The organism is Burkholderia sp. AU16741 (assembly GCF_002223345.1).
GTDB classification, from domain to species: Bacteria; Pseudomonadota; Gammaproteobacteria; order Burkholderiales; family Burkholderiaceae; genus Burkholderia; species Burkholderia sola.
The window spans coordinates 666,684-688,554 of sequence record NZ_NKEZ01000007.1 but is presented as its reverse complement, the minus strand read 5'-3'; the positions used below and the strand labels follow the sequence as shown (position 1 = coordinate 688,554).

The window sequence follows — 21,871 nt, the reverse complement described above, 5'->3', positions numbered from 1 at the left end:
GAAACCCGGCGGCGCTGCCCGCTTGCGTGTCATTGCTCCGCGTGCGGCAGGCGCCGGAACGCGACGCTCAGGTTGTTCGCCGGCATCTCGACGACCTCGATGCAGTCGAGCCCGCGATCGAGCCCCAGCGCGACGACGGTCTCCAGATCGCGCACGCCCCACGACGGGTCGCGGCTGCGCAACTGCCGGTCGAAGGCCTCGTTCGACGGCGCCGTATGGCGGCCTTCGCGACGGTAGGGGCCGTACAGGAACAGCACGCCGCCTGGCCGCAGCACGCGCGACGCGCCCGCGAACAGCGCTTCCGTACAGGCCCACGGCGAGATGTGAATCATGTTGATGCAGACGATCGCGTCGAGCGTCGCGGCCGGCCACGGCGTGTCGCGCACGTCGAACGCCAGCGGCCCCGCGACGTTCGCGAGGCCCGCATGCGCGACCCACGCGGCGATCGAACGCCGCGCCTGCGCGTCGGGATCGCTCGGCTGCCAGTGCAGGCCCGGCAACGCCTGCGCGAAGTGAACGACGTGCTGCCCGGTGCCGCTCGCGATTTCGAGCACGCTGCCGGTCGCCGGCAGCACGCGGCGCAGCACGTCCAGGATCGGCCCGCGATTGCGTTCGGCCGCCGGCGCCGACAGCCGCGCGGACGGATCGGGCGAAGCAGCGGCGCCGGTCACGATGCAGGCTCCGTCATGTTGCCGTTGAGATTGCTTCCGAACCCCAGCCGCGCCACGAGTGCGTCGAGCGCGGGGGCGCAGCGCGCCTCGACCTTCAGCGTCAGCATCGGGTCGGCGCGCGTATGGCCGAAATTGAGTGCGGCCACCGGCTTGTGCTGCGCCTGCGCCCACACGCAGAAGCGGTAGCCGGAGTACACCATCAGCGACGAGCCGACGACGAGCAGTGCGTCGGCCGTGTCGAGCGCCTGCGACGCCAGCGCCACACGCTCGCGCGGCACGTTCTCGCCGAAGAACACCACCGCCGGCTTCAGCAGGCCGCCGCACGCGGGGCACGCCGGGATGCGGAACGTGTCGAGCGCAGTCCATTCGAGATGCGCGTCGCCGTCCGCGGCCGGCTCGGCTTGCGCGCCCAACAGATCGGGATTGTCGGCTTCGAGCACGGTCTGGATCGCCGCCCGCGCATGATGCGCGCCGCAGTCGAGGCAGGTCACGCCATTGATGCCGCCGTGCAGCTCGATCACGTCGTCGCTGCCCGCGCGTTGATGCAGGCCGTCGACGTTCTGCGTGACGAGGCGCTCGATCCGGCCCGCGCCGCCGAGCCGCGCCAGCGCGACATGCGACCCGTTCGGCCGCGCGCGGCCGACCACGGGCCAGCCGATCATGCTGCGCGCCCAGTAGCGGCGCCGCGCGGCATCGGAGCCGAGGAATTCCTGAAGCTGGATCGGCGGCGAGCGCATCCATTGGCCGTGGCGGTCGCGGTAGCCGGGAATGCCGGAATCGGTGCTGATGCCCGCGCCGGTCAGCACGAGCAGGCGCGGATGACGCTCGACGAACGTGTGCAGCGCGTCGAGCGCGGCCGGATCGACGTCGGCGAGGGAAGAGTCGGGCAAGGCTGTGTCGTTCATGTTGGCAACGTGATCGATTGCGCCGGCAGACCGTGCACCCGCACGGGCGGCCACGCACGCCAGCACATGATACAGAACGCCGTGCGATCGGGCGGGCTGCCGCCACGGCAAGCCGGCGCACGCAAAAAGACGCCCATCGCCGCTCGGCGACGGGCGCTTCAACAATTGATCCATCGGGGTAGTGGATCAACTGACAGCACAATGTTGCGACGTCCTTCGTACCGCGATCGACGGACGCTCCCCCGGACTTCATGTGTCCCGCACTGCCGCGCCCATCGGCGCGTCGCCGGCTTTCCCGACCCGCTCCCGTTCGTCGCGTTCGTCGCGTTCGTCACGTCGGCGCCATGCGCGGCTTGCAAACGCATTCGCCGCGACGACGTGCGTTGCGCCATGGCATGACGATTCGGGATCCGGGTCGCGGCCATCCGCCTGCGTTCTCGGTTCATCCTGGACGGCCGACCGGCACCGGTCGGACGCGTGCGTCACGCATGCACGCCGTCGTTCACAACGAACCCGATTGCTCGGATGGAACGGAAAGCCGCTCGCTCACGTCGCCGCGATCAACGGCGAAGCGAATACCCAGGGAGGTCGGGGATTCATGTTTGCAACATGGCATGTTGCGTTTCGGTCTTTTTTCATTCTCTTGTCCCCGTCTTCGATATATCCGACCCACTGAAGCGATTGCCGGGCCCACTGCACCTGCGATCGCGCTCACGGCCCATACAACCATGCAAGGAGCGCACCATGCTTCATGCCGCAAGGCCTCGCGGGCCCATCCGGGGCAGCGGGCAGGCATCGCGCCCCGTCAGAAAGCGCGAATGTTTCGAAACTGAAACGCACCGCGGGCGTCGCCGGTATCGTCGGGTCGGCGCTTTGCCAGGCGGCCAGTCGTCTTACAATCGCCCCACAATTAGCGTCGCGCGTAACGCCCGGAGTGGGCCTTTCCCGCAGTGCGCCTCCGACCGGAACCCGCACTCGCCGCCTGCCCGACACCCGGCACGGGCTGATATCGACTACCGCATGCTGTTCTACGGCGCCGATCGCGACAACCGCGCGTCGCAATGCGTCGCGTTCCGCCCCGGGCACACGTGGCGGAGCGGGTAGCGCGGGGTTCGCGTCGTCCCGCTCGTGCTTCGCGCAAACACGCTAGCATTCGGACACGGGGCGCCGCCCGCGCCCGCTGCCTCGCCGCCCAGGACCCGACATGCCCCCACCCGCTTCCGCCCATCCCGACGTCGCGCATCGTGTCTTCTCGGCCGGGCGGCTGTCGATCGGCCTCACGCTTCCGCTCCTTCGCAGCGGCCACCTCGTCGCGGACTTCAACGAGCAGCTCGAACTCGCCGCGCTGGCCGATTCGCTCGGCTTTCGCGCGCTGTGGATTCGCGACGTACCGCTGAACAGCGCCGACTATCCGGACCCGGTCGGCCACCTCGACCCGTGGGTACTGCTCGGCGCACTGGCGTCGCGCACCCGCCGGATCGCGCTCGCCAGCGGCGCGATCGTGCTGCCGCTGCGTCATCCGCTGCATATCGCGAAAGGCGCGCTGTCGGTCGCGACGCTGTCGGGCGGTCGCTTCATCCTCGGGCTCGGCTCCGGCGACCGGCCGCCCGAATATGCGGCGTTCGGCGTCGATGCGGAAACCCGGCGCGAGCGCTATCGCGCGCACTGGGACGTCGTCGCGGCCGCGCTCGACGTGCCGTCGCGCGTGCTGCCCGACCATGCGCCGCCCGATGCGCCCGCCTTCGCGCTGCTGCCGCAAACCGGCGACGCGGTGCCGATGCTGGCGGTCGGCTCGGGCGGACAGAGCGTCGACTGGATCGCACGGCATTCGATCGGCTGGATGACGTATCACCGCGATCCGGAGACGCAGCGCGCCCGCTATTCGATGTGGCGCGCGGCGGTCGACCGGCTCGCGTCGCCGGCATTTCGCGCGTTCGGCGTATCGATGCGGCTCGATCTCGCCGCGCATCCGGATACGCCCGCCACCGCGCTGCCGCTCGGTTATGCAACCGGGCGCCGCGCGTTGGTCGACATCCTGCAGGACATGCGCGCGGCCGGGACGCATCATGTCACGCTGAACCCGGGATCGGACCGGCCGGTGCGCGACGTCATCGAGGAAATCGCCGCGCATGTGTTGCCGGTGTATCACGACGAGCAAGCGTGATTCATCAGGAATCCAAATTCACAGGATGCGACGCGAGCGCTGATCGTGGCCGAGCGAACGCGCGCAGGCAGCGGCGCATCGCTGACCGGAACCGCCATCGGCAAACGCGCGTTACAGACGCCTTACGTCCGGGCCGACAATGACGTTCCCGCCGCTATCGGGCGACCGACGGACCGTGTCCGGCACACGGCTTGCCGGCATGTGCCGCCGACGCCCACGCCGGCGCCTTCATGCCGGATTCAAAATGTCGGCGACGGAACTATTCGGTTTCGATCGCGATCATGTTAACTTCCGTCCATCGTTCAGTCTGGCGGGCCGCGTGACGAGACGCACCCGCATGCCCACTCCATGCGACATATCTTCCTCGGCTGGCTGCTCGCCGCCGTCGTCTCGGCCGCCCACGCGGCCGCTCCCGCGCCGACCGCCGCGTCGGCCGCCTCCGGCGCCGCGCCCGCACTGACGCCGCAAGAAGCGCGGCAGGCACTGAATGTGCTCGAAAACCCGCGCGAGCGTGCGCAGGTCGAAACGACGCTGCGCGCGATCGCGGCCGTCGGCGCGTTGAGCGCGCCCGCGGTGCCGGCAAGCGCAGCGCCCGCGGCCAGCGGCGCATCGGCTGCCGCGGCGCCGGCCGCGCTCACGTCGAACGGGCTCGCCTCGATGCTCGTCCGCCAGGGATCGCGCTGGGCCACGCAGATCGGCAACGCGCTGCAGGAATCGCTGCACTCGCTGCTCGATATCGGTTCGGTGGGAAGCTGGTGGCATGCCAAGCTCGTGCGCGCCGACGAACGTGCGGACCTGACTCGCACGCTCGGCATCCTCCTCGCGGTGCTGCTGCCTGCGCTCGTCGTCGAATGGCTCGCGAAGCGGCTGCTGCGACGCGCACTGGCTGCGCTAGCCGCGCGCCGCGCGGTGCCCGATGCCGCCGCATCGGACGAGGACCCCCCGCCGCCGCCCGACACTGCCTCTCCGCCCGATACGTCCGCCCCGCCCGACGCCGCGGCCGCGGACACTGCCGACACCGCGCCCTCGCAAAGTCGAGGCCACGCCCGCCGGCACACCACGCTGCTGCACCGGATGCCGCGCGCACTCGTCAGTCTCGCGCTGCGCGCGGTGCCGCTGCTCGTGTTCGTCGGCGTCGCGAGCCTGACGATATCGTTGCTCGTCGAAGCCGACACGCCAATCGAATCGGCGCTCGAAGCGTTGATCGACACCTACGTGATCTGCCGGCTCGTCACGATCGTCAGCCGGCTGTTCTTCCAGCCGGACGCACGGCAGTTGCGGCTGCTGCATATCAGCGACGCATGGGCCGAGTTCGCGCAACGCTCGATCGGGCGGATCGTGATCGTGGTCGGCGCGTGCACGGCGGCCGTCGAGATCGCCGCCAACTTCGGCCTGACCGAAGCCGGCCACGTCGCGCTGCTGAAGGCCGTCGCGCTGGTCGGGCACGTGATGATCTCGGTGCTGATCCTGCGGTGCCGCCGGCCGGTCGCGGCACGCATCCGCGCCGCCGGCGCGGATCGTCCGACCTTCACCGTCGTCGGCAACGCGCTCGCGGACGCATGGGCGCCCGTCTCCGTCTTCATCGTGATGGCGCTGTGGTTCGTGTGGGCGCTCGACGTCCACAACGGCTACCGCGTGCTGATCACGCTCGGCGGCCGCTCGATCGCCGTGATGATCGCGATGCGGATGGTGTCGATCGTCGTGTTCGGCGCGCTCGCGCGGCTGTTCCAGCGCCGCGAGGACGACCGCACGCTCGTTCATCTGCACGCGTACCGCTACTACCCGCTGCTGCGCCAGATCGTGTCGGCCGCGCTCGGCATCGTGACCGTCGTGCTGCTGCTGCAGATCTGGGGCGTGCCGATCTTCCGCGCATTCGAGACGGGCACGATCGGCCACCGGCTCGCGTCCGCGCTGGTCACGATCGCGATCGCGGCGATCGTCGCGCTCGTCGTGTGGGAAGCGGCCAACATCGCAATCGAGCGCCGGCTGCAACGCTGGACGCGCGAAGGCAACCTGGTGCGCGCCGCGCGGCTACGCACGCTGCTGCCGATGCTGCGCTCGCTGCTATTCGTGATGATCGCGCTCGTCGTCGTGCTGACGGGCCTCAGCGAACTCGGCGTGAACGTCGGCCCGCTGCTGGCCGGCGCCAGCATCTTCGGCGTCGCGCTGGGTTTCGGTTCGCAGAAACTCGTGCAGGATTTCATCACCGGGATCTTCCTGCTGATGGAAAACGCGATGCAGGTCGGCGACTGGGTCACGCTCGCCGGCGTGTCGGGCACGGTCGAATACCTGTCGATCCGCACCGTGCGGCTGCGCGCGGGCGACGGGTCGCTGTATACGATCCCGTTCAGCTCGGTGACGACCGTCAACAACACGAACCGCGGGCTCGGCAATGCGGCCGTCAAGGTCAGCATCGCGTATGGCGAGGACATCGAGCGCGCGATCGCGACGCTGAAGGAAATCGGCGCCGCGTTGCGCGACGATCCGAAGTACCACGACGGCATCCTGTCGGACTTCAGCTACTGGGGCATCGACCAGGTCGACGGCGCGGCGCTCGCGCTCGCCGGACAGATCCAGTGCACGGACTCGGCACGCTGGAGCGTGCAGCGCGAATTCAACCGGCGGATCGCGGAGACGTTCCGCGAACGCGGGATCCGGATCGCCAATCCGCAGCGCAGCGTCGTCGCCTATGCGGACGGATCGCGGCCCGTCGGCCACGATGAAAACGATCCGCGCGCCGACGCGCGGAATACCGCCGACCCGGCAGTCCCGCCGCCGTCGCCCGACGAAGCGGAGCGCAAGCCGGGTTGATCGCGATCGCCCGGGGCCGGTGACCGGCCACGCTCAACGGGCGGCAGGCTTCTTCACGCGCGCCGTGCTTTTCGCGGCGGGCGGCGCGGCCCCCGGCTTCGCCGCACGTCGTTTCGCCGCGGCACCCTGCCCGCGCTTCGGCGCGGATTCCCGGCCAGCGGCACCCGCATCGCGCTGCGCATGCCATTGCTCGAGCAGCACGCGCGTCTGGTCGGCAATCGTGTCGGTCACCAGCGCCGCGCGCTCGCCCTCGAACGCGTCCCATTCGAGCAAATGCAGCGCCGAACGCTGCGCGATGTGGAACACCGTGATCTGGCCGAACAGGCTCAGCGCGCGCAATCGCGTGACGGGATCGTCGGCCGGCCGCCCGGAGATGCGGCCGATCAGCTCGGCGCTCACGTCGTTCAGCGGCTTGCGCATGCGCGTCATCAGGATTTCGCTCGCGCTCGCCGGTTCCTGGCCGCCCTGCTCGCGCGCGAAGAACATCCGCTGGTTCATCGTCTTCGGCGCGGTGAACATCCGGTCCGACAGTGCACGCAGCAGCCCGATGAATGCGTCGATCAGCGCGTCGACGCTCGCGTGGGCGTCGAGCATCGCCCGCGCATGGCCGACCGCCGGCGCGAATACCTGCCAGCCGGTCTCCGCGATCGTCTCGACGCACGCGCGGTACACGCCTTCCTTGTTCTCGAAGTAATACTGGAGCGCTGGCGCGTTCACGCCTGCCATCGCGGCGATCTCGCGCGTCGACGCGCCCGCGAACCCGCGTTCGCCGAACAGTTCGATCGCCGCCTCGATGATCCGCTGGCGCGTTTCGTCGCCGCGCGCGTAGCCGCCCGCCGACGTGCGGCGCAGCTTCTTCGCTTCGTTCATGCCTTCCTCGTCATTCGCTCGATCGACATTCTACTTGACACAATTTTATCAACTGGAATAATTCTTCCACTTGGAATAAATTGGATCCCGCATGTCGACGCCACAAGACCCGCCACAGAAAGCAGATCGTCAGGAAAACGGAACAATGCCGCGCGGCGGCAACGGCGGAACGAGGCGGCGCATCCTGCTCGTGGTGGCCGTGCTCGCGGCCGTCGGCGGCGCGGTGTGGCTCGGCCGCTGGTGGACGGTCGGCCGCTTCATCGAAAGCACCAACGACGCGTACCTGCAGGCCGACAGCATGACCGCCGCGCCGAAGGTCGCCGGCTACGTGACCGACGTCTACGTGCGCGACAACCAGCCCGTGAAGGCCGGCGATCCGCTCGTGCGGCTCGACGTCCGCCAGTACCAGGTGGCGCTCGCGCAAGCGCAGGCTACCGTCGACGCCCGCCGCGCCGATATCGCGCGCGCCGAGGCCGACATCAGCCAGCAGCGCGCGAATCTCGACCAGGCCGACGCGCAAGCCAAGGTGTCGCGCATCAACGCGCAGCACGCGAGCGACGAATACACGCGCTATGCGCCGCTCGCGGCGACCGGCGCCGAAACGCACGAACGCGTGGCCGACCTGAAGAGCACGCGCGACCAGGCGGCGGCGACGCTCGCCGCGAACAACGCGTCGATCGCCGCCGCCCGCACGCAGATCGCGTCGTTCACCGCGCAGCTCCAGCAGGCGCGCGCGCAGCTCGAGGCCGCGCAGGCCAGCGCCGCGCAGGCGCAGCTGGACCTCGACAACACGATCGTACGCAGCACGCTTGCGGGCCGCGTCGGCGATCGCACGGTGCGCGTCGGGCAATACGTGCAGCCCGGCACGCGCCTGCTGACCGTCGTGCCGGTCGACTCGATCTATCTCGTCGCGAACTTCAAGGAAACGCAAATCGGCAACATGCGCATCGGCCAGCCCGTCGAGCTGCATGTGGACGCGCTGCCGGGCGGCCCGCTGTCCGGCGTCGTCGACAGCTTCGCGCCCGGCACCGGCGCGCAGTTCGCGCTGCTGCCGCCGGAGAACGCGACCGGCAACTTCACGAAGATCGTCCAGCGCGTGCCGGTGCGCATCCGCCTCGCCGCGAACGCCCGCGCGCAACGCATGCTGTTGCCCGGGCTGTCGGTGACGGTCGACGTCGATACGCGCTCGGCCCGCGACGAGCAGCATCATGGCTGATACGCCCGCCACGATACCCATGCCGCCGCACGAAGGCCGCGCGAGCGTGACCGACTGGATCGCGGTCGCGGCCGGCGCGCTCGGCGCGCTGATGGCGACGCTCGACATCTCGATCACGAATTCCGCGCTGCCGCAGATCCAGGGCGAAATCGGCGCGACCGGCACCGAAGGCACGTGGATCTCGACCGGCTACCTGATGTCGGAAATCGTGATGATTCCGCTCGCCGCGTGGCTCACGCGCGTGTTCGGGCTACGCAATTTCCTGCTGACGAACTCCGCGCTGTTCATCGCGTTCTCGATGATGTGCGGCTGGTCGCATTCGCTGCCGATGATGATCGCCGGCCGGATCGGCCAGGGCTTCACCGGCGGCGCGCTGATCCCGACCGCGCAGACGATCATCCGCACGCGCCTGCCGCTGTCGCAGTTGCCGGTCGGGATGACGCTGTTCGGCCTGATCGTGCTGCTCGGGCCGCTGTTCGGCCCGGTGCTCGGCGGCTGGCTCGCGGAAAACGTGAACTGGAGCTGGTGCTTCTTCCTGAACCTGCCCGTGTGTCTGCTGCTGATGGCGCTGCTGGTGTTCGGCCTGCCGTCGGACCGCCCGCAATGGAGTGCGTTCTTCAACGCGGACTGGCTCGGCATCTTCGGCCTCGCGATCGGCCTGAGCTCGCTGACCGTCGTGCTCGAGGAGGGCCAGCGCGAACGCTGGTTCGAATCGCAGATGATCGTCACGCTGAGCGTCGTGTCGTTCGTCGGGATGGTCCTGATCGCGCTGTCGCAGCGCTTCGCGAAGCGGCCGATCATGCGGCTGTCGCTGATGCGCAACCCGCGCTACGCGAGCGTGATCGTGATCGTGTCCGCGGTCGGCGCCGGGCTGTACGGCGTGTCCTACCTGCTGCCGCAGTTCCTCGCGATCGTCGCCGGCTACAACGCGGAACAGGCCGGCGCGATCATGCTGCTGTCGGGGCTGCCGGCCTTTCTCGTGATGCCGATCCTGCCGCGCCTGCTCGGCAAGGTCGATTTCCGCATCCTCGTGATCACGGGGTTGCTGCTGTTCTGCCTGAGTTGCATGCTCGACATCAGCCTGACCGCGCAGAGCGTGGGCCACGATTTCGTGTGGTCGCAACTGATCCGCGGCCTCGCGCAGATGCTCGCGATGATGCCGTTGAACCAGGCGTCGATGGCGGCCGTGGCCCGCGAAGACTCCGGCGATGCGGCCGGGCTCTACAACATGGCGCGCAACCTCGGCGGCTCGATCGGGCTCGCGATCATCGGCACCGTGATCGACCGGCGCACGACCTTCCATACGGCCGCGCTGCGCGAATCGGTGACCGCGAATTCGCTGATCGGTCAGGACCGCCTGTCGGCCTATGCGGCCAACTGGTTCGCGCACACCGGCGATCTCGCGTATTCGAACATGCGCGCGCTCGGCCAGCTGGCGCAGCAGATCCAGATCCAGGCCGTCGTGATGACCTACTCCGAAACCTTCTACCTGCTGGGCCTCGCGCTGCTCGCCTGCGTGCCGCTCGCGCTGCTGCTGAGAACGCCGCGCGGGCCGCAACCGATGTCGTCCGGCCATTGACCCGTCATACGCGATGAAATCCTTTTCCCTGCCCCGCCGCCCCGCGCTCACCCTGTGCGCGGCCGCGTGCCTGCTCGCCGGCTGCACGGTCGGCCCCGACTATCGCGGCGCGCCCGCCGCACCGGATGCGCCGACCTTCGTGCGTGCGCCGGCCACCGGCGTCGACACCGCCGCGCCTGCACCGAGCGCGTGGTGGCACGCGCTGAACGATCGCCAGCTCGACGAGCTGATCGTCGCCGCGCTCGTGTACAACCCCGATCTGCACGCGGCACAGGCCCGCTTGCGCGCGGCGCGTGCGCAGCTTTCGCAACAGCGCGCGACGCAGCTGCCGAAATCGTCGGCCACCGTCGCCGCCATCCGCATGCGCGAACCGGACGTCAGCGCGCTCGGCTCGCTGTTGCCGTCGAACGGCTCCGGCCAATCGAGCGGCACGTCGCCGTCGCTCGGCGGCTCGGGGCCGCTGCAACTCTATTCGGCGGGCTTCGACGCGACCTGGGAAATCGACCTGTTCGGCGGCACGCGCCGCGCGGTCGAAGCCGCATCCGCGCAGGCCGAGGCCGTCGACGCCGATCTCGCCGACACGCAGGTATCGATCGCGGCCGAAGTCGCGAATGCGTACGTCGACCTGCGCGACCAGCAGCAACGACTTGCGTTGTCGCGACGCACCGCGCAATTGCAACAGCAGATGCTCGAACTCACGCAGCAGCGCCGCGCGCGGCGTCGCGGCCGATGCGGACATCGAGCGGCTGACGACGCAGGTCGAGAACACGCGCGCGTCGCTGATCCCGCTCGATGCCCAGGTGACCGAATCGCTCGACCGGCTCGCGATCCTGACGGGCCGCGCGCCCGGCGCGCTCGACGCCGCGCTGTCGGCACCGGACGCCGCGTTGCCGACGCTGCCCGGCAGCGTCGCGATCGGCGATCCGGCCACGCTGCTCAAGCAACGCCCCGACATCCGCGCGGCCGAACGCCGGCTCGCGTCGAGCAATGCGCAGATTGGCGAGCATATCGCCGACTATTTCCCGAAGGTAACGTTGCTCGGCGATCTCGGCTTCAGCGCGACCGACCCCGGCCACCTGTTCCGCAAGCAGAATTTCACGTGGGTCGGCGCGCCGTATCTGCAATGGAACATTCTCGATTTCGGACGCACGCGCGGTGCGGTGCGCGCGGCCGAAGCATCACGCGACGAAGCGGAAGCGAATTATCAAAAGGCCGTGCTCGGTGCCTTGCAGGATGCCAACACTGCACTGCAGCGTTACGGGCATCAGCGCGAGCATGTCGTCGCGTTGACGAAGGTGCAGACGTCGGCCGTGCATTCGCGCGCACTGATGGACCAGCGCTATCGCGCAGGCGTCGCGTCGATGATCGACCTGCTCGACACGCAACGCGAAGCGCTCGCCGCGCAGCAGAACGTGATCGCCGGGCAGGCCGAACTGATCAAGGATTACGTGTCGGTGCAGAAGAGCCTCGGGCTCGGATGGCAGGCAAGCGCCGGTTGACGGCGCGGCCACAAATCATGCACGACCGATGCGTCATGCTCGTCGAAACAATTCGGCCATCGCTCATTGCGCGCGCAACAATACTGCTGCGTTCCCTGCGCGACGAGCAGGCTCGCGCCGCATCGACGCCGCGGCTATCGAAAACATATCGAATTTCAATTAGCCAATCGTCTGACGATATCTTCTAATTCAGTCGGCTTCCCCACCACCGATCGGATTCAAGGAGTTCCATCGTCATGTCCTCATCTTCCCATCGCGTGCTGCGGCACGCAGTCGCCGCGATCTGCGTCGCACTGTCCGCCTCTCCGTACGCCGCCGAACTCACGCGCGACACCGGCGCGCCCGTCGGCGACAACCAGAATTCGCAGACGGCCGGCCCCGCCGGCCCGGTGCTGCTGCAGGATTCCGCGCTCATCGAGAAGCTGCAGCGCTTCGATCGCGAGCGCATTCCGGAACGCGTCGTGCATGCGCGCGGCACCGGCGCCTTCGGCGAGTTCGTGCCGAGCGCCGACATCTCCGACCTGACGAAGGCGAAAGTCTTCACGCCGGGCACCCGCACGCCGGTGTTCGTGCGCTTCTCCACCGTGATGGGCTATCGCGGCTCGCCGGAGCAGGCACGCGACCCGCGCGGCTTCGCGGTGAAGTTCTATACGCAGCAAGGCAACTGGGACATGGTCGGCATCAACTGGCCGGTGTTCTTCATTCGCGACGGCATCAAGTTCCCCGACTTCGTGCACGCGAACAAGCCGAGCGCCGTGACCGGCGTGCAGGACCCGAACCTCGCGTTCGACTTCTTCGCGCACACGCCCGAAGCGACCCACATGCTGACGCGGCTGTACACGGACGAGGGCATGCCCGATTCGTATCGTCACATGGACGGCTTCGCGGTGCATGCGTTCAAGTTCGTCAATGCGCAAGGCGACGTGCACTACGTGAAGTTCCACTGGAAGAGCCAGCAAGGCGTGCACGGTCTGCGTCCGCAAGAAATCGCCGCATCGATCGGCCGCGACTGGAACCTGATGACGAACGACCTGTACGGCGCGCTGAAACGGGGCGATTTCCCGAAGTGGGACCTGTACGTGCAGGTGCTCACGCCGAAGGACCTGAACCGCTTCGACTTCGACGCGCTCGACGACACGAAGGTGTGGACCGGCGTGCCTGAACGCAAGATCGGCACGATGACGCTCAACCGCGTGCCCGACAACTACTTCCAGTCGACCGAGGAATCGGCGTTCGCGCCGTCGCGGCTCGTGCCGGGGATCGAGCCGTCCGAAGACCGGATGCTGCAGGATCGCCTGTTCGCGTACGCCGACACGCAAATGTACCGGCTCGGCGCGAACTACATGGATCTGCCGATCAACCGCCCGGTCGTGCCGGTGGTCAACAACAACCAGGACGGCAAGATGAATGCCGGCGACCGCAAGGGCGAGGTGAATTACGAGCCGTCGACGCTGAACGAACTCGCGCAGGATCCGCAGTACAAGTCGGTCCGCATGGCGCTCAGCGGCACGACGCAGCAGGAAGCGATCCGCAAGAAGCTGCCGTTCCGTCAGGCGGGCGAGTACTACCGCAGCCTGTCGCAGCAGGACAAGGACGACCTCGTCACCGCGCTGTCCGGCGACCTCGGCCAGGTGAAGAACGCGCAGAACCAATACGCGATGCTGTCGTACTTCTACAAGACCGACGCCGACTACGGCACGCGCCTCGCACAGGCCGTTCACGCGAACGTCCAGCAAGTGCAGTCGCTCGCGGCGAAGCTGGGCGACAACTGATCTCGCGACGCCGGTCGCCGCCGACGTGTGCGCTCCCGCCGCGCACGTCGGCCCGCCCCTTTCATCAGGACTTCCCCATGCGATCCGAACGCTTCACCCACGCGATTCGCGCGGCCGCGGCGGCGCTCGCGCTGACTGCGCTCGCCGGCTGCGCGCACCTGCCCGACCAGCCGACGTACGGCAAGGCCGACCCTGCCGCGCTGCGCCGCTATGACGACGACTGGTTCGACGCCGCGCGCGTCGGCCGCGTCGATATCCTCCGCGCGCTGCATGACGCCGGCTATCCGGTCGACGCGACCGACAGCCACGGCTATACGGCCGTGATCCTCGCGTCGTACGACGGCCAGCCCGCAGCGCTCGACTACCTGTTGTCGGCGGGCGCGGATGCGTGCATCGGCGATCGTCACGGCAACACCGCGCTGATGGGCGCGCTGTTCCGGAACGAATCCGACATCGCGCGGCGCCTGATCGACACGCGCTGCCCGATCGACCAGACGAACGGCGCCGGCGAAACCGCGCTGGGGTTCGCGACGCTGTTCAACCGCTTCGAGCTGATTCCACTGCTCGTCGCGCATGGCGCGAATCCGAACCATGTCGACCGGCGCGGCCAATCGCTGCTTCAGCTCGCGCTGACGCACGACAACACGTATGCCGCGGACGCCCTGCGCAATGCCGGCGCCAAACCGTAGCGCGCCTGCGCGTCGAATCGCGCGCCCCATTCGCTGACCCGATCGGCGTCGCCGATCGCGCGAGGCGCCGTGCCCCCCACGCGTGTGCCCAGCGGCCCTGTCGTCGCCAGCCAGTTGCCGGCGCGCCGCCTCGTCGGGTGGTTCGCCCGGCGCCGACGAGCCCCGGCGATTCGAACGTTTCCTCGATAACGAACGGCTGTTTCAATACGCATCGGAAAGGATCGGCGAGTCGCTTTCTGCATTACCTGTCATGCCGGTTTCGAACATTACAAAATGCCGCCGATCTTTCAAAATCATTGCGTCTTATTCGATTTAATATTGTTTCATATAATCAAAAAAAGTTTGACACCGTACTTTCGTTCTTGATACCGTCCGATGCAAGCAATCCGACGGATTGCCCGCCACGCAATCGATTCCGCTCCACGTTTTTTCGCTTCCGCTGCACCGAAGTACGCGCTGCCGAATGACTCGTTCGCTCGCCGGCGCGTGCAGCATCCCGATGCATTTCACTGGACGGCTGCCATCCGGCAGCGGGCCGAAGGATCGAATCAAATGAGCAGGATAACGAAGCTGTTGCTCTAGCAATCCCGCCCGCGCCGACTCCGGCGCGACTGCCCCGCCCTGCGGTGCAGCCTTTCCCGTTACCGCGTTTTCCGTATTTCGCCCCCGGAGAAAAACCGCTTTCCGGATCGGGCGAAAGGCCCTGTCGCGTCCGTGCCATCCGCCTGCATGCGACAGAAAACGGCGGTGCATGACCCGCACCGCCGTCGACCGTTGTTGTTCGTGCCGTTCGTTGTTCAACCGGAGGGGTAATTCAAATGAATCAGGTTGCAAACAAGAAACAAAAGCACATTCGCACCGTCAATCTCGCACTCGCCGTCGCCGCAGCCGCCGCTTCGTTCGGCATGACGGCCGCCCATGCCGCGCCTGCGGCCGGCTGGACGGAAACGCGCACCAAAGGGTTCCTGCCGCTCGTGCAGCAGAACGAAGCCGGCACGACCGGCGCGCCCGCCGCGAGCACGGCCGCCGCTGCCGCCTCGGCCATCGACATGGCGCCCGGCGAATCGGTGGACATCGTGCTCGGGCTGAACCTGCGCAACGAGGCCCAGCTCGACCAGTACCTGCGCGACCTGCATACGCCCGGCTCGCCGCACTACCGGCAGTTCCTCACGCCTGCGCAATTCGCCGCGCAATACGCACCGACCGACCAGCAGGTCGCGTCCGTCGTCGCCCACCTGCGCAAGGCCGGCTTCGTGAATATCGTGGTCGCACCGAACCGGCTGCTGGTCTCCGCGTCCGGCACCGCGGCAACCGTCCAGGCCGCGTTCCGCACGACCCTCAAGCGCTTCACGCGCAACGGCCGCAGCGTCTATGCGAACACCGACGCCGCGCAGGTGCCGAATGCGATCGGCAACGTCGTCGGCTCGGTGCTCGGCCTGCAGAACGTCGAGCTCGTGCATACGGGCGCGGGCAGCAAACCGCAAGGCAACACCAGCAACCTGACGATCCCGGCCGGCGCGTCGGCGGTGCCGCACAATCCGACCGAGTTCTCGTCGATCTACGGCGGCGACGGCACGCCGACGGCCTCGCAGACCACGGTCGGCATCATCTCCGAAGGTGACCTGTCGCAGACGGTGAGCGACCTCAATACGTTCGCCGCGAACAACGGCCTCGGCACGATCAGCAGCAGCATCGTGAAGACGGGCCCGTCCGGCAGTTCGTACACCGACACCGACGGCACCGTCGAGTGGAACCTCGACAGCCAGTCGATCGTCGGCGCGGCCGGCGGCAGCGTGAAGCAGGTCGTGTTCTACGTCGCGCCGTCGATGACGCTCACCGCGATCACGGCCGCCTACAACAAGGCCGTGACCGACAACGTCGCGAAGGTGATCAACGTATCGCTCGGCGTGTGCGAATCGTCCGCAAACAGCACCGGCTCGCAGGCGACCGACGACACCATCTTCAAGCAGGCGGTCGCGCAAGGGCAAACCTTCTCGGTTTCCGCCGGCGACCACGGCGCGTACGAATGCGCAAGCGGCACGCCGTCGCGCTCGACCTACACGGTGAGCGAGCCGGCCACGTCGCCGTACGTAATCGCGGTCGGCGGCACAACGCTGTTCACCAATACGTCGACCAATGCGTACAACAGCGAAATCGTCTGGAACGACCCGAGCTGGCAGCCGGGCACCGTGTGGTCGACGGGCGGCGGGTACAGCAAGTACGAGACCGCGCCGACGTGGCAGTCGTCCACCCTCACCGGCTCGACCAAGCGCGCGCTGCCCGACGTCGGCTTCGACGCCGACCTGCGCACGGGTGCGATTCTCGTCGTGAACGGCCAGACGTCCGACACGCTGTGGGGCTCGGGCTACCTGAACAACGAAGGCGGCACGAGCCTCGCCGCGCCGATCTTCACCGGCATCTGGGCGCGGCTGCAGTCGGCCAACAACAATGCGCTCGGGTTCCCGGCGTCGAGCATCTACAAGTACTTCCCGACCAACGCGGCGCTGCTGCACGACGTCACGTCCGGCAACAACGGCAGCGGCACTTACGGCTACAAGGCGAAGGCCGGCTGGGATGCGACGACGGGCTTCGGCAGCGTGAACATCTCGAAGCTGAACGCGTTCATCCAGAGCACGTCGGATTTCGCACGCTGATGAATCGCTGACAGAACCGGGGGCGGGAGCGCGACGTATCACGCGCGCCGGGGCCGCACCCAACCCATCGCGTTGAATAAACCCGCGAAGGCTGCGAAGCCGTCGCGGGTTTTCTGCATTCAGCACCCAGTCGCCACGCGCGGCGAGCGACACGCACGCCCCAACCTTGCAATCGTTGCGCAAACAACTTTCATGTGGGTTACCGCGTGCCCGCCTGCCTGCTTACGCGCTGCAAGGTACACACTGTTACACAACACCGCGACAACTTCCGCGCATATCGCGCGTTTAACTAAAGGTATCGATTCGTCGCGGGCCAACCACCATGCGAACACGATCCAGCCGCCCGATCCGGCCAATGCCACCGGAACCTGCGCGGACGTCCGCAACACGGTGTTCAAGTCGATCGCGCGGCCCGCGTGCCTGCCAACGCTGCCACCACACCGAACGAACAACATGAACCACACACGTGCACACCGCCCCGTCAGGACGCTGATCGCGTCGTCCGTCATCGTGTCGCTGCTCGGCCTGTCGGCCTGCAAGCACGACGACGGCAGCACCGCCGCGCCGGCCAGCGATGCGAACGCCGCCTCGGCGGCCCAGCCCGCGTCGACGCCCGTCGCGTACACGCCGCCGAGCGCCGACCAGCTCTATCAAATGGTCGCGCCGATCGCGCTGTTCCCCGACAAGCTGGTCGCATTGGTGCTGGCGGGCGCAACCTATCCGGACCAGATAACCGCCGCGAATACATGGGTGACGCAAAATCCGTCGTTGAAGGGCCACGCGCTAGCGACCGCCGCCGATGCACAACCGTGGGACCCGTCCGTCAAGGCGCTGACCGCGTTCCCCGCGGTGCTGTCGCAAATGGCGTCGAACCCGGCCTGGACCACCTCGCTCGGACAGGTGTACTACAACGATCCGACCGACGTGATGAATGCGATCCAGGTGATGCGCCAGCGCGCGCAGAAGTCCGGCCATCTTCGCTCCAGCGGCCAGATGCGTGTCACGCAAGTCGCGCAGGCTGCGCCGGCGGGCTACACGCCGGCCACCGACGCACCGGTGGTCTACAGCGGGCCGGCGATCGTGCCGCCGCCCGAACAGGCGATCGCGATCGAGCCCGCGCAGCCCGATGTCGTGTACGTGCCGTCGTACAACCCGGCCGTCGTCTACGGCGAGCCGGTTTCGTCCTATCCCGGCTACGTGTATCGGCCGCCCGCCTACAACACCGGCGAGATCGTCACGGCCGGCGTGATCACGTTCGGCGTCGGCGTCGCCGTCGGCGCCGCGATCTTCGGGCATCACGACTGGGGCTGGCATGCATGGGGCGTGAACTGGGGCGCGCCGCGCCCGGAAGGCCCGGCATGGCACGGCGGCTGGCAGCGCCCGGCCGTGGTGTACAACCACACCACGTACGTGACGAAGTCGACCACGGTGATCAACAACATCACGAACATCCGCAACACACGCATCACGAACAACTACGGCGGCAACGTCACCAACCATAGCGCGACGATCGAGCGCAATACGATCCGGCCGGGCGCGGAGCCGATGCATGGCCAGGCCATGGCGCGGCATCCGGGCGCCGCGCCGATGACGATGCCGCACTTCGTTGCAAACGACGCGCGCCCCGGTGCGCGACCGGCGCCCGAAGCATTCGCGCAGAATCGCGCGAATGCGCCGCATGCCGAGGCGCCCGCGTCGCATCCGCCCGGTGCGACGCACGACGAGCGGCAGCAGGCGATGCAACGCGAGCGGGCCGCGCAGGAAACTCGCGCGGCGCAGCAACAACGGCAACGCGAGGACATGCAGCAACGCGACGCAGCCCGGCAGCGCGAAGAAATACAGCAACGCAATGCCGCGCAGCAGCAGGAACGCGCTCAGGCGCAGCAACGCAACGAAGTGCAACAACAACAGCAGCGCATGGAAGCGCAGCAACGTAACGAGGCTCAGCAGCAACAGCGGAGCGAGGCGGCCCAACAGCAACAACGCAAGGAGATGCAGCCGCACCCCGAAGCGCCGCCGCACGAACATGCGTCACCGCAGCCTCGGCAAGCGGCGCCCGAGCATGCGCACACGTCGCATCCGGCCGAGTCGCACCCGCAACACGAGTCGCGCGAACATCGGCCGGGCTAACGCACGACGCGCCGGCATCTCGGCCATGCGGGCGCGATACGGCCCGTCATGCCATTCAATCGGCCCAGTTCCGGACATAGTCCGGCACCGGCACGTTGCCGCCCGCATGAACCGGTGCGCCACGTGCCGTCTTCAGCGGCAGGATCCCGGCCCACACCGCCAGCCCGAGATCCACTTCCTTGTCGGACGGCAGCGAATCGCTGATTTTCACGGCCGCTTCCGCCATCGAAATCCGCAGCACGCTCGTCGCATTGATTTCCTTCGAATTGCCCGGCCGCGCTTCGTGCTTGCGGCCCGGCGCGATCTTGTCCATCAACGCATCCAGCGCGGCGAGTTTTTCCGCGCTGCCTTCGATCATGTCGAACTGCCCGTAGATCACCGCGGACCGATAATTCATCGAATGGTTGAAGGCGGACCTGGCCAGCACGAGACCATCCAGCAGCGTTATGGCGACGCACGCCTGCGCGCCCGCCGACAGCGCCTTGATCATCCGGCTGCCGTTGGACCCGTGGATATAGAGCACGTCGCCCGTCCTCCAGTGCGCGGTCGGGATGCAGTGGGTGTTCTGCCCGTCGCCGAACGCGACGTGACAGACGTACGCGTCGTCCACGATGCGGTAGAGCATCGTGCGATCGTGACTCGCCAGTTCAGGCAGGCGGCGAATGGTCGTGCGTGGTGTGGAAGAGAGTGTGGTCTGTTCATTCATATATCTGCACTGCAAAATTAATTGTATCGGTATCGTGCAGCATCCCGGCGTGAGCACGCGATTGCCTAGCCCATCGACAGTTGCTCGCCGAATCGAGCCAAATACACGCACATCGAAAGTGGCTAGTCGCGCCGCTCGCCGGCCATGTGCGGCGCTGAGCATCGCTCACAGTTGCGATTCGATCGGAAACAGCCCGAGGAACCACACTTCCATCCGCCGCCCGGCGGACACCTCCGGCTCGTGATCGATTTCGGTGACTTTCCCGTCCGCATCGGTCTGAACCCACTTGAGCCGCCCTTCGCCCGCGGGATCGGTTCTGGCTTCGACACGCCACGCGATCCGGTCGAGCCGCGATTCCAGATCGTTGGCCACCCGCGACGCAATCGCAGGGCTCTCGCAGTAAAGGCCGATCTCCGTATTGAGGTTCAGCGAGCGCGGATCGAGATTCATCGATCCGATGAAGATGCTCGTGTGATCGAACACGTAGGTCTTCGCATGCAGCGACGCGCGCGACGAGCCGATGATGACCTGCTTCGAAATGCTCTTGTCGCCCGAGGGCCGGCGCTCGTAAAGCCGCACGCCTGCGTTCACGAGTTCGCTTCGATAGCGCCTGTAGCCGGCATGTACGGCCGCCACGTCGGTCGACGCGAGCGAATTGGTCAGCACCGTCACGCGCACGCCGCGCGCCACGAGCGCGCGCAGCCGCTCGACGGCGTCCTTGCCCGGCACGAAATACGGCGACACGATCAGCAGGTCGTGCTGCGGCTGCAACGCAAGCGCACGCAACTGCGGCATCAGGTGCCCGTCGCGGTCCTTCGGCGGGTGCGCGATCTTCGACGGATCGTCGTACAGCACCGTCGCATGCCCCCACGACAATTCCGTGCCCTGCCCGTGGACGATCCGGTCGAGCCGCTGGCGGGCCTCGAGCACGTACGGATTGTCTTCCATCTCTCTCAGGTAGTCGCGCAACCGTTCGCGCTCGTGGTCGAGGCCGCCCGGCGCCGCCTCGTGCCCGACCAGCGTATCGACCGGATACGCATACGGCGAATTCCAGAACGTATCGAATTCGGTCGAGATGTCCTTCACGACCGGGCCGTGGACGACGACGTCGAGATCGCCGAATTCCAGCATCGACGATGCACCGAAATATTCGTCGCCGATATTGCGGCCGCCGACGATCGCCGCCTGGTTGTCCGCGATCATCGCCTTGTTGTGCATGCGCCGGTTGACGCGCGAGAACTCGAATACGGTGCCGATCTTCTTGAACCGGCGCGTGGCCACCGGATTGAACAGCCGGATCTCGATGTTCGGATGCGCGCTGATCTCGAGCAGCTTGCGGTCGTCCGCGTTGGTGCCGAGATCGTCGAGCAGCGCGCGCACGCGCACGCCGCGATCGGCCGCACGCATGATCGCGTCGGCCAGTTGGTGCCCGGTCAGATCGTCGTGCCAGATGTAGTACTGAAGGTCCAGCGAGCGGTCGGCGCGGTCGGCGAGCAACACGCGCGCGTCCAGCGCGTCGACCGGATCGGTCAGCAAATGAAACGCGTCCTGCCCCGGATGCGCGGCAGCCTGCTGGCGAAATGCCACGCCGAGGCGCGTGTCTTCGGTATCGGCGAATGCATGCGTCGGTGCGCGATCGGCCAGCGGCGGCAGGCTCGCGCATGCGACAAGCATCAGCAACGACAGAATCGCACTCCACGAACGCAGCATGATCATGTTGGCCGCCCCCACTGTCGGGCGAAGTCGGATTGTGTTTGTTCTGGCTGGGCTGCCGGACGGAGCGCGGCGCGGGTCCACGGTGCCCGCTACGGAGCCGCGTGCGACCGGATCGCGCTACAGCATACTTCGATTGATATCGGGGCGGCACGCTTTCCGTGTTTCCGCGGTGGCGAAGATGCGACAGGCGGCGCCGGTGCGCCAAAGAAAAACCCGCGACGCCATGCGGCATCGCGGGTTTCGCGGCTTCCCCGGACAACCGTGGAAGCGAATCTGGTGGGCCCCCCGGGAGTCGAACCCGGCACCAACGAATTATGAGTTCGCTGCTCTAACCAAGCATGAGCTAGGGGCCCAGACGAGAAGCAAGGCGTGCTACACGCCACCCCGGCAACGAGGCCGGGCCGGCATTGTAACAACAAAGACGACAAAGGGAACGAACGCCACCGGCATCATGCGGATACCGGCGGCGTTCGTGGCAGAGACGCCGGA

13 protein-coding genes, 1 tRNA gene and 1 pseudogene are annotated in these 21,871 nt (G+C 67.5%); 9 read left to right on the top strand and 6 right to left on the bottom strand.

Annotation, left to right across the window (positions count from 1 at the left end; translation table 11 throughout):
- Window positions 1-29: 29 nt before the first annotated feature.
- Together CFB89_RS19960 and CFB89_RS19955 are read right to left on the bottom strand one after the other, a co-directional pair.
- Window positions 30-671 (bottom strand): DUF938 domain-containing protein, encoded by a 642-nt coding sequence (locus CFB89_RS19960; protein ID WP_089469339.1) that lies wholly within the window; start codon window positions 669-671, stop codon window positions 30-32.
- Complete coding sequence (locus CFB89_RS19955; protein ID WP_089469338.1) at window positions 668-1,576, bottom strand: NAD-dependent protein deacetylase; 909 nt, start codon at window positions 1,574-1,576, stop codon at window positions 668-670. Before CFB89_RS19955 ends, CFB89_RS19960 begins: the two co-directional genes overlap by 4 nt.
- 1,204 nt (window positions 1,577-2,780) lie before the next feature.
- Between CFB89_RS19955 and CFB89_RS19945 the strand changes: the two genes are divergently transcribed.
- Window positions 2,781-3,740, top strand: coding sequence for an LLM class oxidoreductase (locus tag CFB89_RS19945; RefSeq protein WP_089469337.1), 960 nt, complete (start codon window positions 2,781-2,783; stop codon window positions 3,738-3,740).
- Window positions 3,741-4,088: 348 nt separating this feature from the next.
- Window positions 4,089-6,551 (top strand): mechanosensitive ion channel family protein, encoded by a 2,463-nt coding sequence (locus CFB89_RS19940; protein WP_089469336.1) that lies wholly within the window; start codon window positions 4,089-4,091, stop codon window positions 6,549-6,551.
- Window positions 6,552-6,584: 33 nt separating this feature from the next.
- Here CFB89_RS19940 and CFB89_RS19935 read toward each other — a convergent pair whose 3' ends face one another.
- Window positions 6,585-7,421: a CerR family C-terminal domain-containing protein gene (locus tag CFB89_RS19935; protein ID WP_089469335.1), complete on the bottom strand. Its 837-nt coding sequence runs from the start codon at window positions 7,419-7,421 to the stop codon at window positions 6,585-6,587.
- A 91-nt stretch (window positions 7,422-7,512) separates the two neighbouring features.
- Here CFB89_RS19935 and CFB89_RS19930 point away from each other — a divergent pair, with 91 nt between their 5' ends.
- The 7 genes and pseudogenes from CFB89_RS19930 (at window position 7,513) to CFB89_RS19895 (ending at window position 18,960) form a co-directional block, all read left to right on the top strand.
- A complete protein-coding gene (locus CFB89_RS19930; RefSeq protein ID WP_089469334.1) occupies window positions 7,513-8,637 on the top strand; it encodes an HlyD family secretion protein in 1,125 nt (374 codons plus the stop codon).
- On the top strand, window positions 8,630-10,216 hold the full coding sequence (locus CFB89_RS19925; RefSeq protein ID WP_089469333.1) for an MDR family MFS transporter: 1,587 nt from the start codon (window positions 8,630-8,632) through the stop codon (window positions 10,214-10,216). Before CFB89_RS19930 ends, CFB89_RS19925 begins: the two co-directional genes overlap by 8 nt.
- 13 nt (window positions 10,217-10,229) lie before the next feature.
- A pseudogene (locus tag CFB89_RS19920) lies at window positions 10,230-11,715 on the top strand (efflux transporter outer membrane subunit).
- Between the two features lie 236 nt (window positions 11,716-11,951).
- Complete coding sequence (locus CFB89_RS19915; RefSeq protein ID WP_089469332.1) at window positions 11,952-13,487, top strand: catalase; 1,536 nt, start codon at window positions 11,952-11,954, stop codon at window positions 13,485-13,487.
- 77 nt (window positions 13,488-13,564) lie between these two features.
- Window positions 13,565-14,176: an ankyrin repeat domain-containing protein gene (locus CFB89_RS19910; protein WP_089469331.1), complete on the top strand. Its 612-nt coding sequence runs from the start codon at window positions 13,565-13,567 to the stop codon at window positions 14,174-14,176.
- 818 nt (window positions 14,177-14,994) lie between these two features.
- Window positions 14,995-16,830 carry a protease pro-enzyme activation domain-containing protein gene (locus CFB89_RS19900; RefSeq protein WP_089469330.1) on the top strand — a complete coding sequence of 612 codons (1,836 nt, stop codon included), beginning with the start codon at window positions 14,995-14,997 and terminating at the stop codon, window positions 16,828-16,830.
- Between the two features lie 453 nt (window positions 16,831-17,283).
- Entirely contained in the window at window positions 17,284-18,960 is a 1,677-nt protein-coding gene (locus CFB89_RS19895; RefSeq protein WP_089469329.1) for a DUF3300 domain-containing protein, read from the top strand.
- Between the two features lie 55 nt (window positions 18,961-19,015).
- Here the strand turns inward: CFB89_RS19895 and CFB89_RS19890 are convergent, their stop codons facing one another.
- The 3 genes from CFB89_RS19890 to CFB89_RS19880 form a co-directional block, all read right to left on the bottom strand.
- Complete coding sequence (locus tag CFB89_RS19890) at window positions 19,016-19,666, bottom strand: pyridoxamine 5'-phosphate oxidase family protein (protein ID WP_089469328.1); 651 nt, start codon at window positions 19,664-19,666, stop codon at window positions 19,016-19,018.
- A gap of 165 nt (window positions 19,667-19,831) precedes the next feature.
- Window positions 19,832-21,382 (bottom strand): phospholipase D family protein, encoded by a 1,551-nt coding sequence (locus CFB89_RS19885; RefSeq protein WP_089469327.1) that lies wholly within the window; start codon window positions 21,380-21,382, stop codon window positions 19,832-19,834.
- Between the two features lie 274 nt (window positions 21,383-21,656).
- Window positions 21,657-21,735, bottom strand: a tRNA-Ile gene (locus tag CFB89_RS19880).
- Between the last annotated feature and the right edge of the window lie 136 nt (window positions 21,736-21,871).

Bases quoted from the DNA above. Each gene is read 5' to 3' on its own strand.
- CFB89_RS19945 (WP_089469337.1), top strand. From the start codon at position 2,781: ATGCCCCCACCCGCTTCCGCCCATCCCGACGTCGCGCATCGTGTCTTC.
- CFB89_RS19885 (WP_089469327.1), bottom strand. From the start codon at position 21,382: ATGATCATGCTGCGTTCGTGGAGTGCGATTCTGTCGTTGCTGATGCTT.
- CFB89_RS19910 (WP_089469331.1), top strand. From the start codon at position 13,565: ATGCGATCCGAACGCTTCACCCACGCGATTCGCGCGGCCGCGGCGGCG.
- CFB89_RS19930 (WP_089469334.1), top strand. From the start codon at position 7,513: ATGTCGACGCCACAAGACCCGCCACAGAAAGCAGATCGTCAGGAAAAC.
- CFB89_RS19925 (WP_089469333.1), top strand. From the start codon at position 8,630: ATGGCTGATACGCCCGCCACGATACCCATGCCGCCGCACGAAGGCCGC.
- CFB89_RS19940 (WP_089469336.1), top strand. From the start codon at position 4,089: ATGCGACATATCTTCCTCGGCTGGCTGCTCGCCGCCGTCGTCTCGGCC.
- CFB89_RS19955 (WP_089469338.1), bottom strand. From the start codon at position 1,576: ATGAACGACACAGCCTTGCCCGACTCTTCCCTCGCCGACGTCGATCCG.
- CFB89_RS19890 (WP_089469328.1), bottom strand. From the start codon at position 19,666: ATGAATGAACAGACCACACTCTCTTCCACACCACGCACGACCATTCGC.
- CFB89_RS19915 (WP_089469332.1), top strand. From the start codon at position 11,952: ATGTCCTCATCTTCCCATCGCGTGCTGCGGCACGCAGTCGCCGCGATC.
- CFB89_RS19895 (WP_089469329.1), top strand. From the start codon at position 17,284: ATGAACCACACACGTGCACACCGCCCCGTCAGGACGCTGATCGCGTCG.
- CFB89_RS19900 (WP_089469330.1), top strand. From the start codon at position 14,995: ATGAATCAGGTTGCAAACAAGAAACAAAAGCACATTCGCACCGTCAAT.
- CFB89_RS19935 (WP_089469335.1), bottom strand. From the start codon at position 7,421: ATGAACGAAGCGAAGAAGCTGCGCCGCACGTCGGCGGGCGGCTACGCG.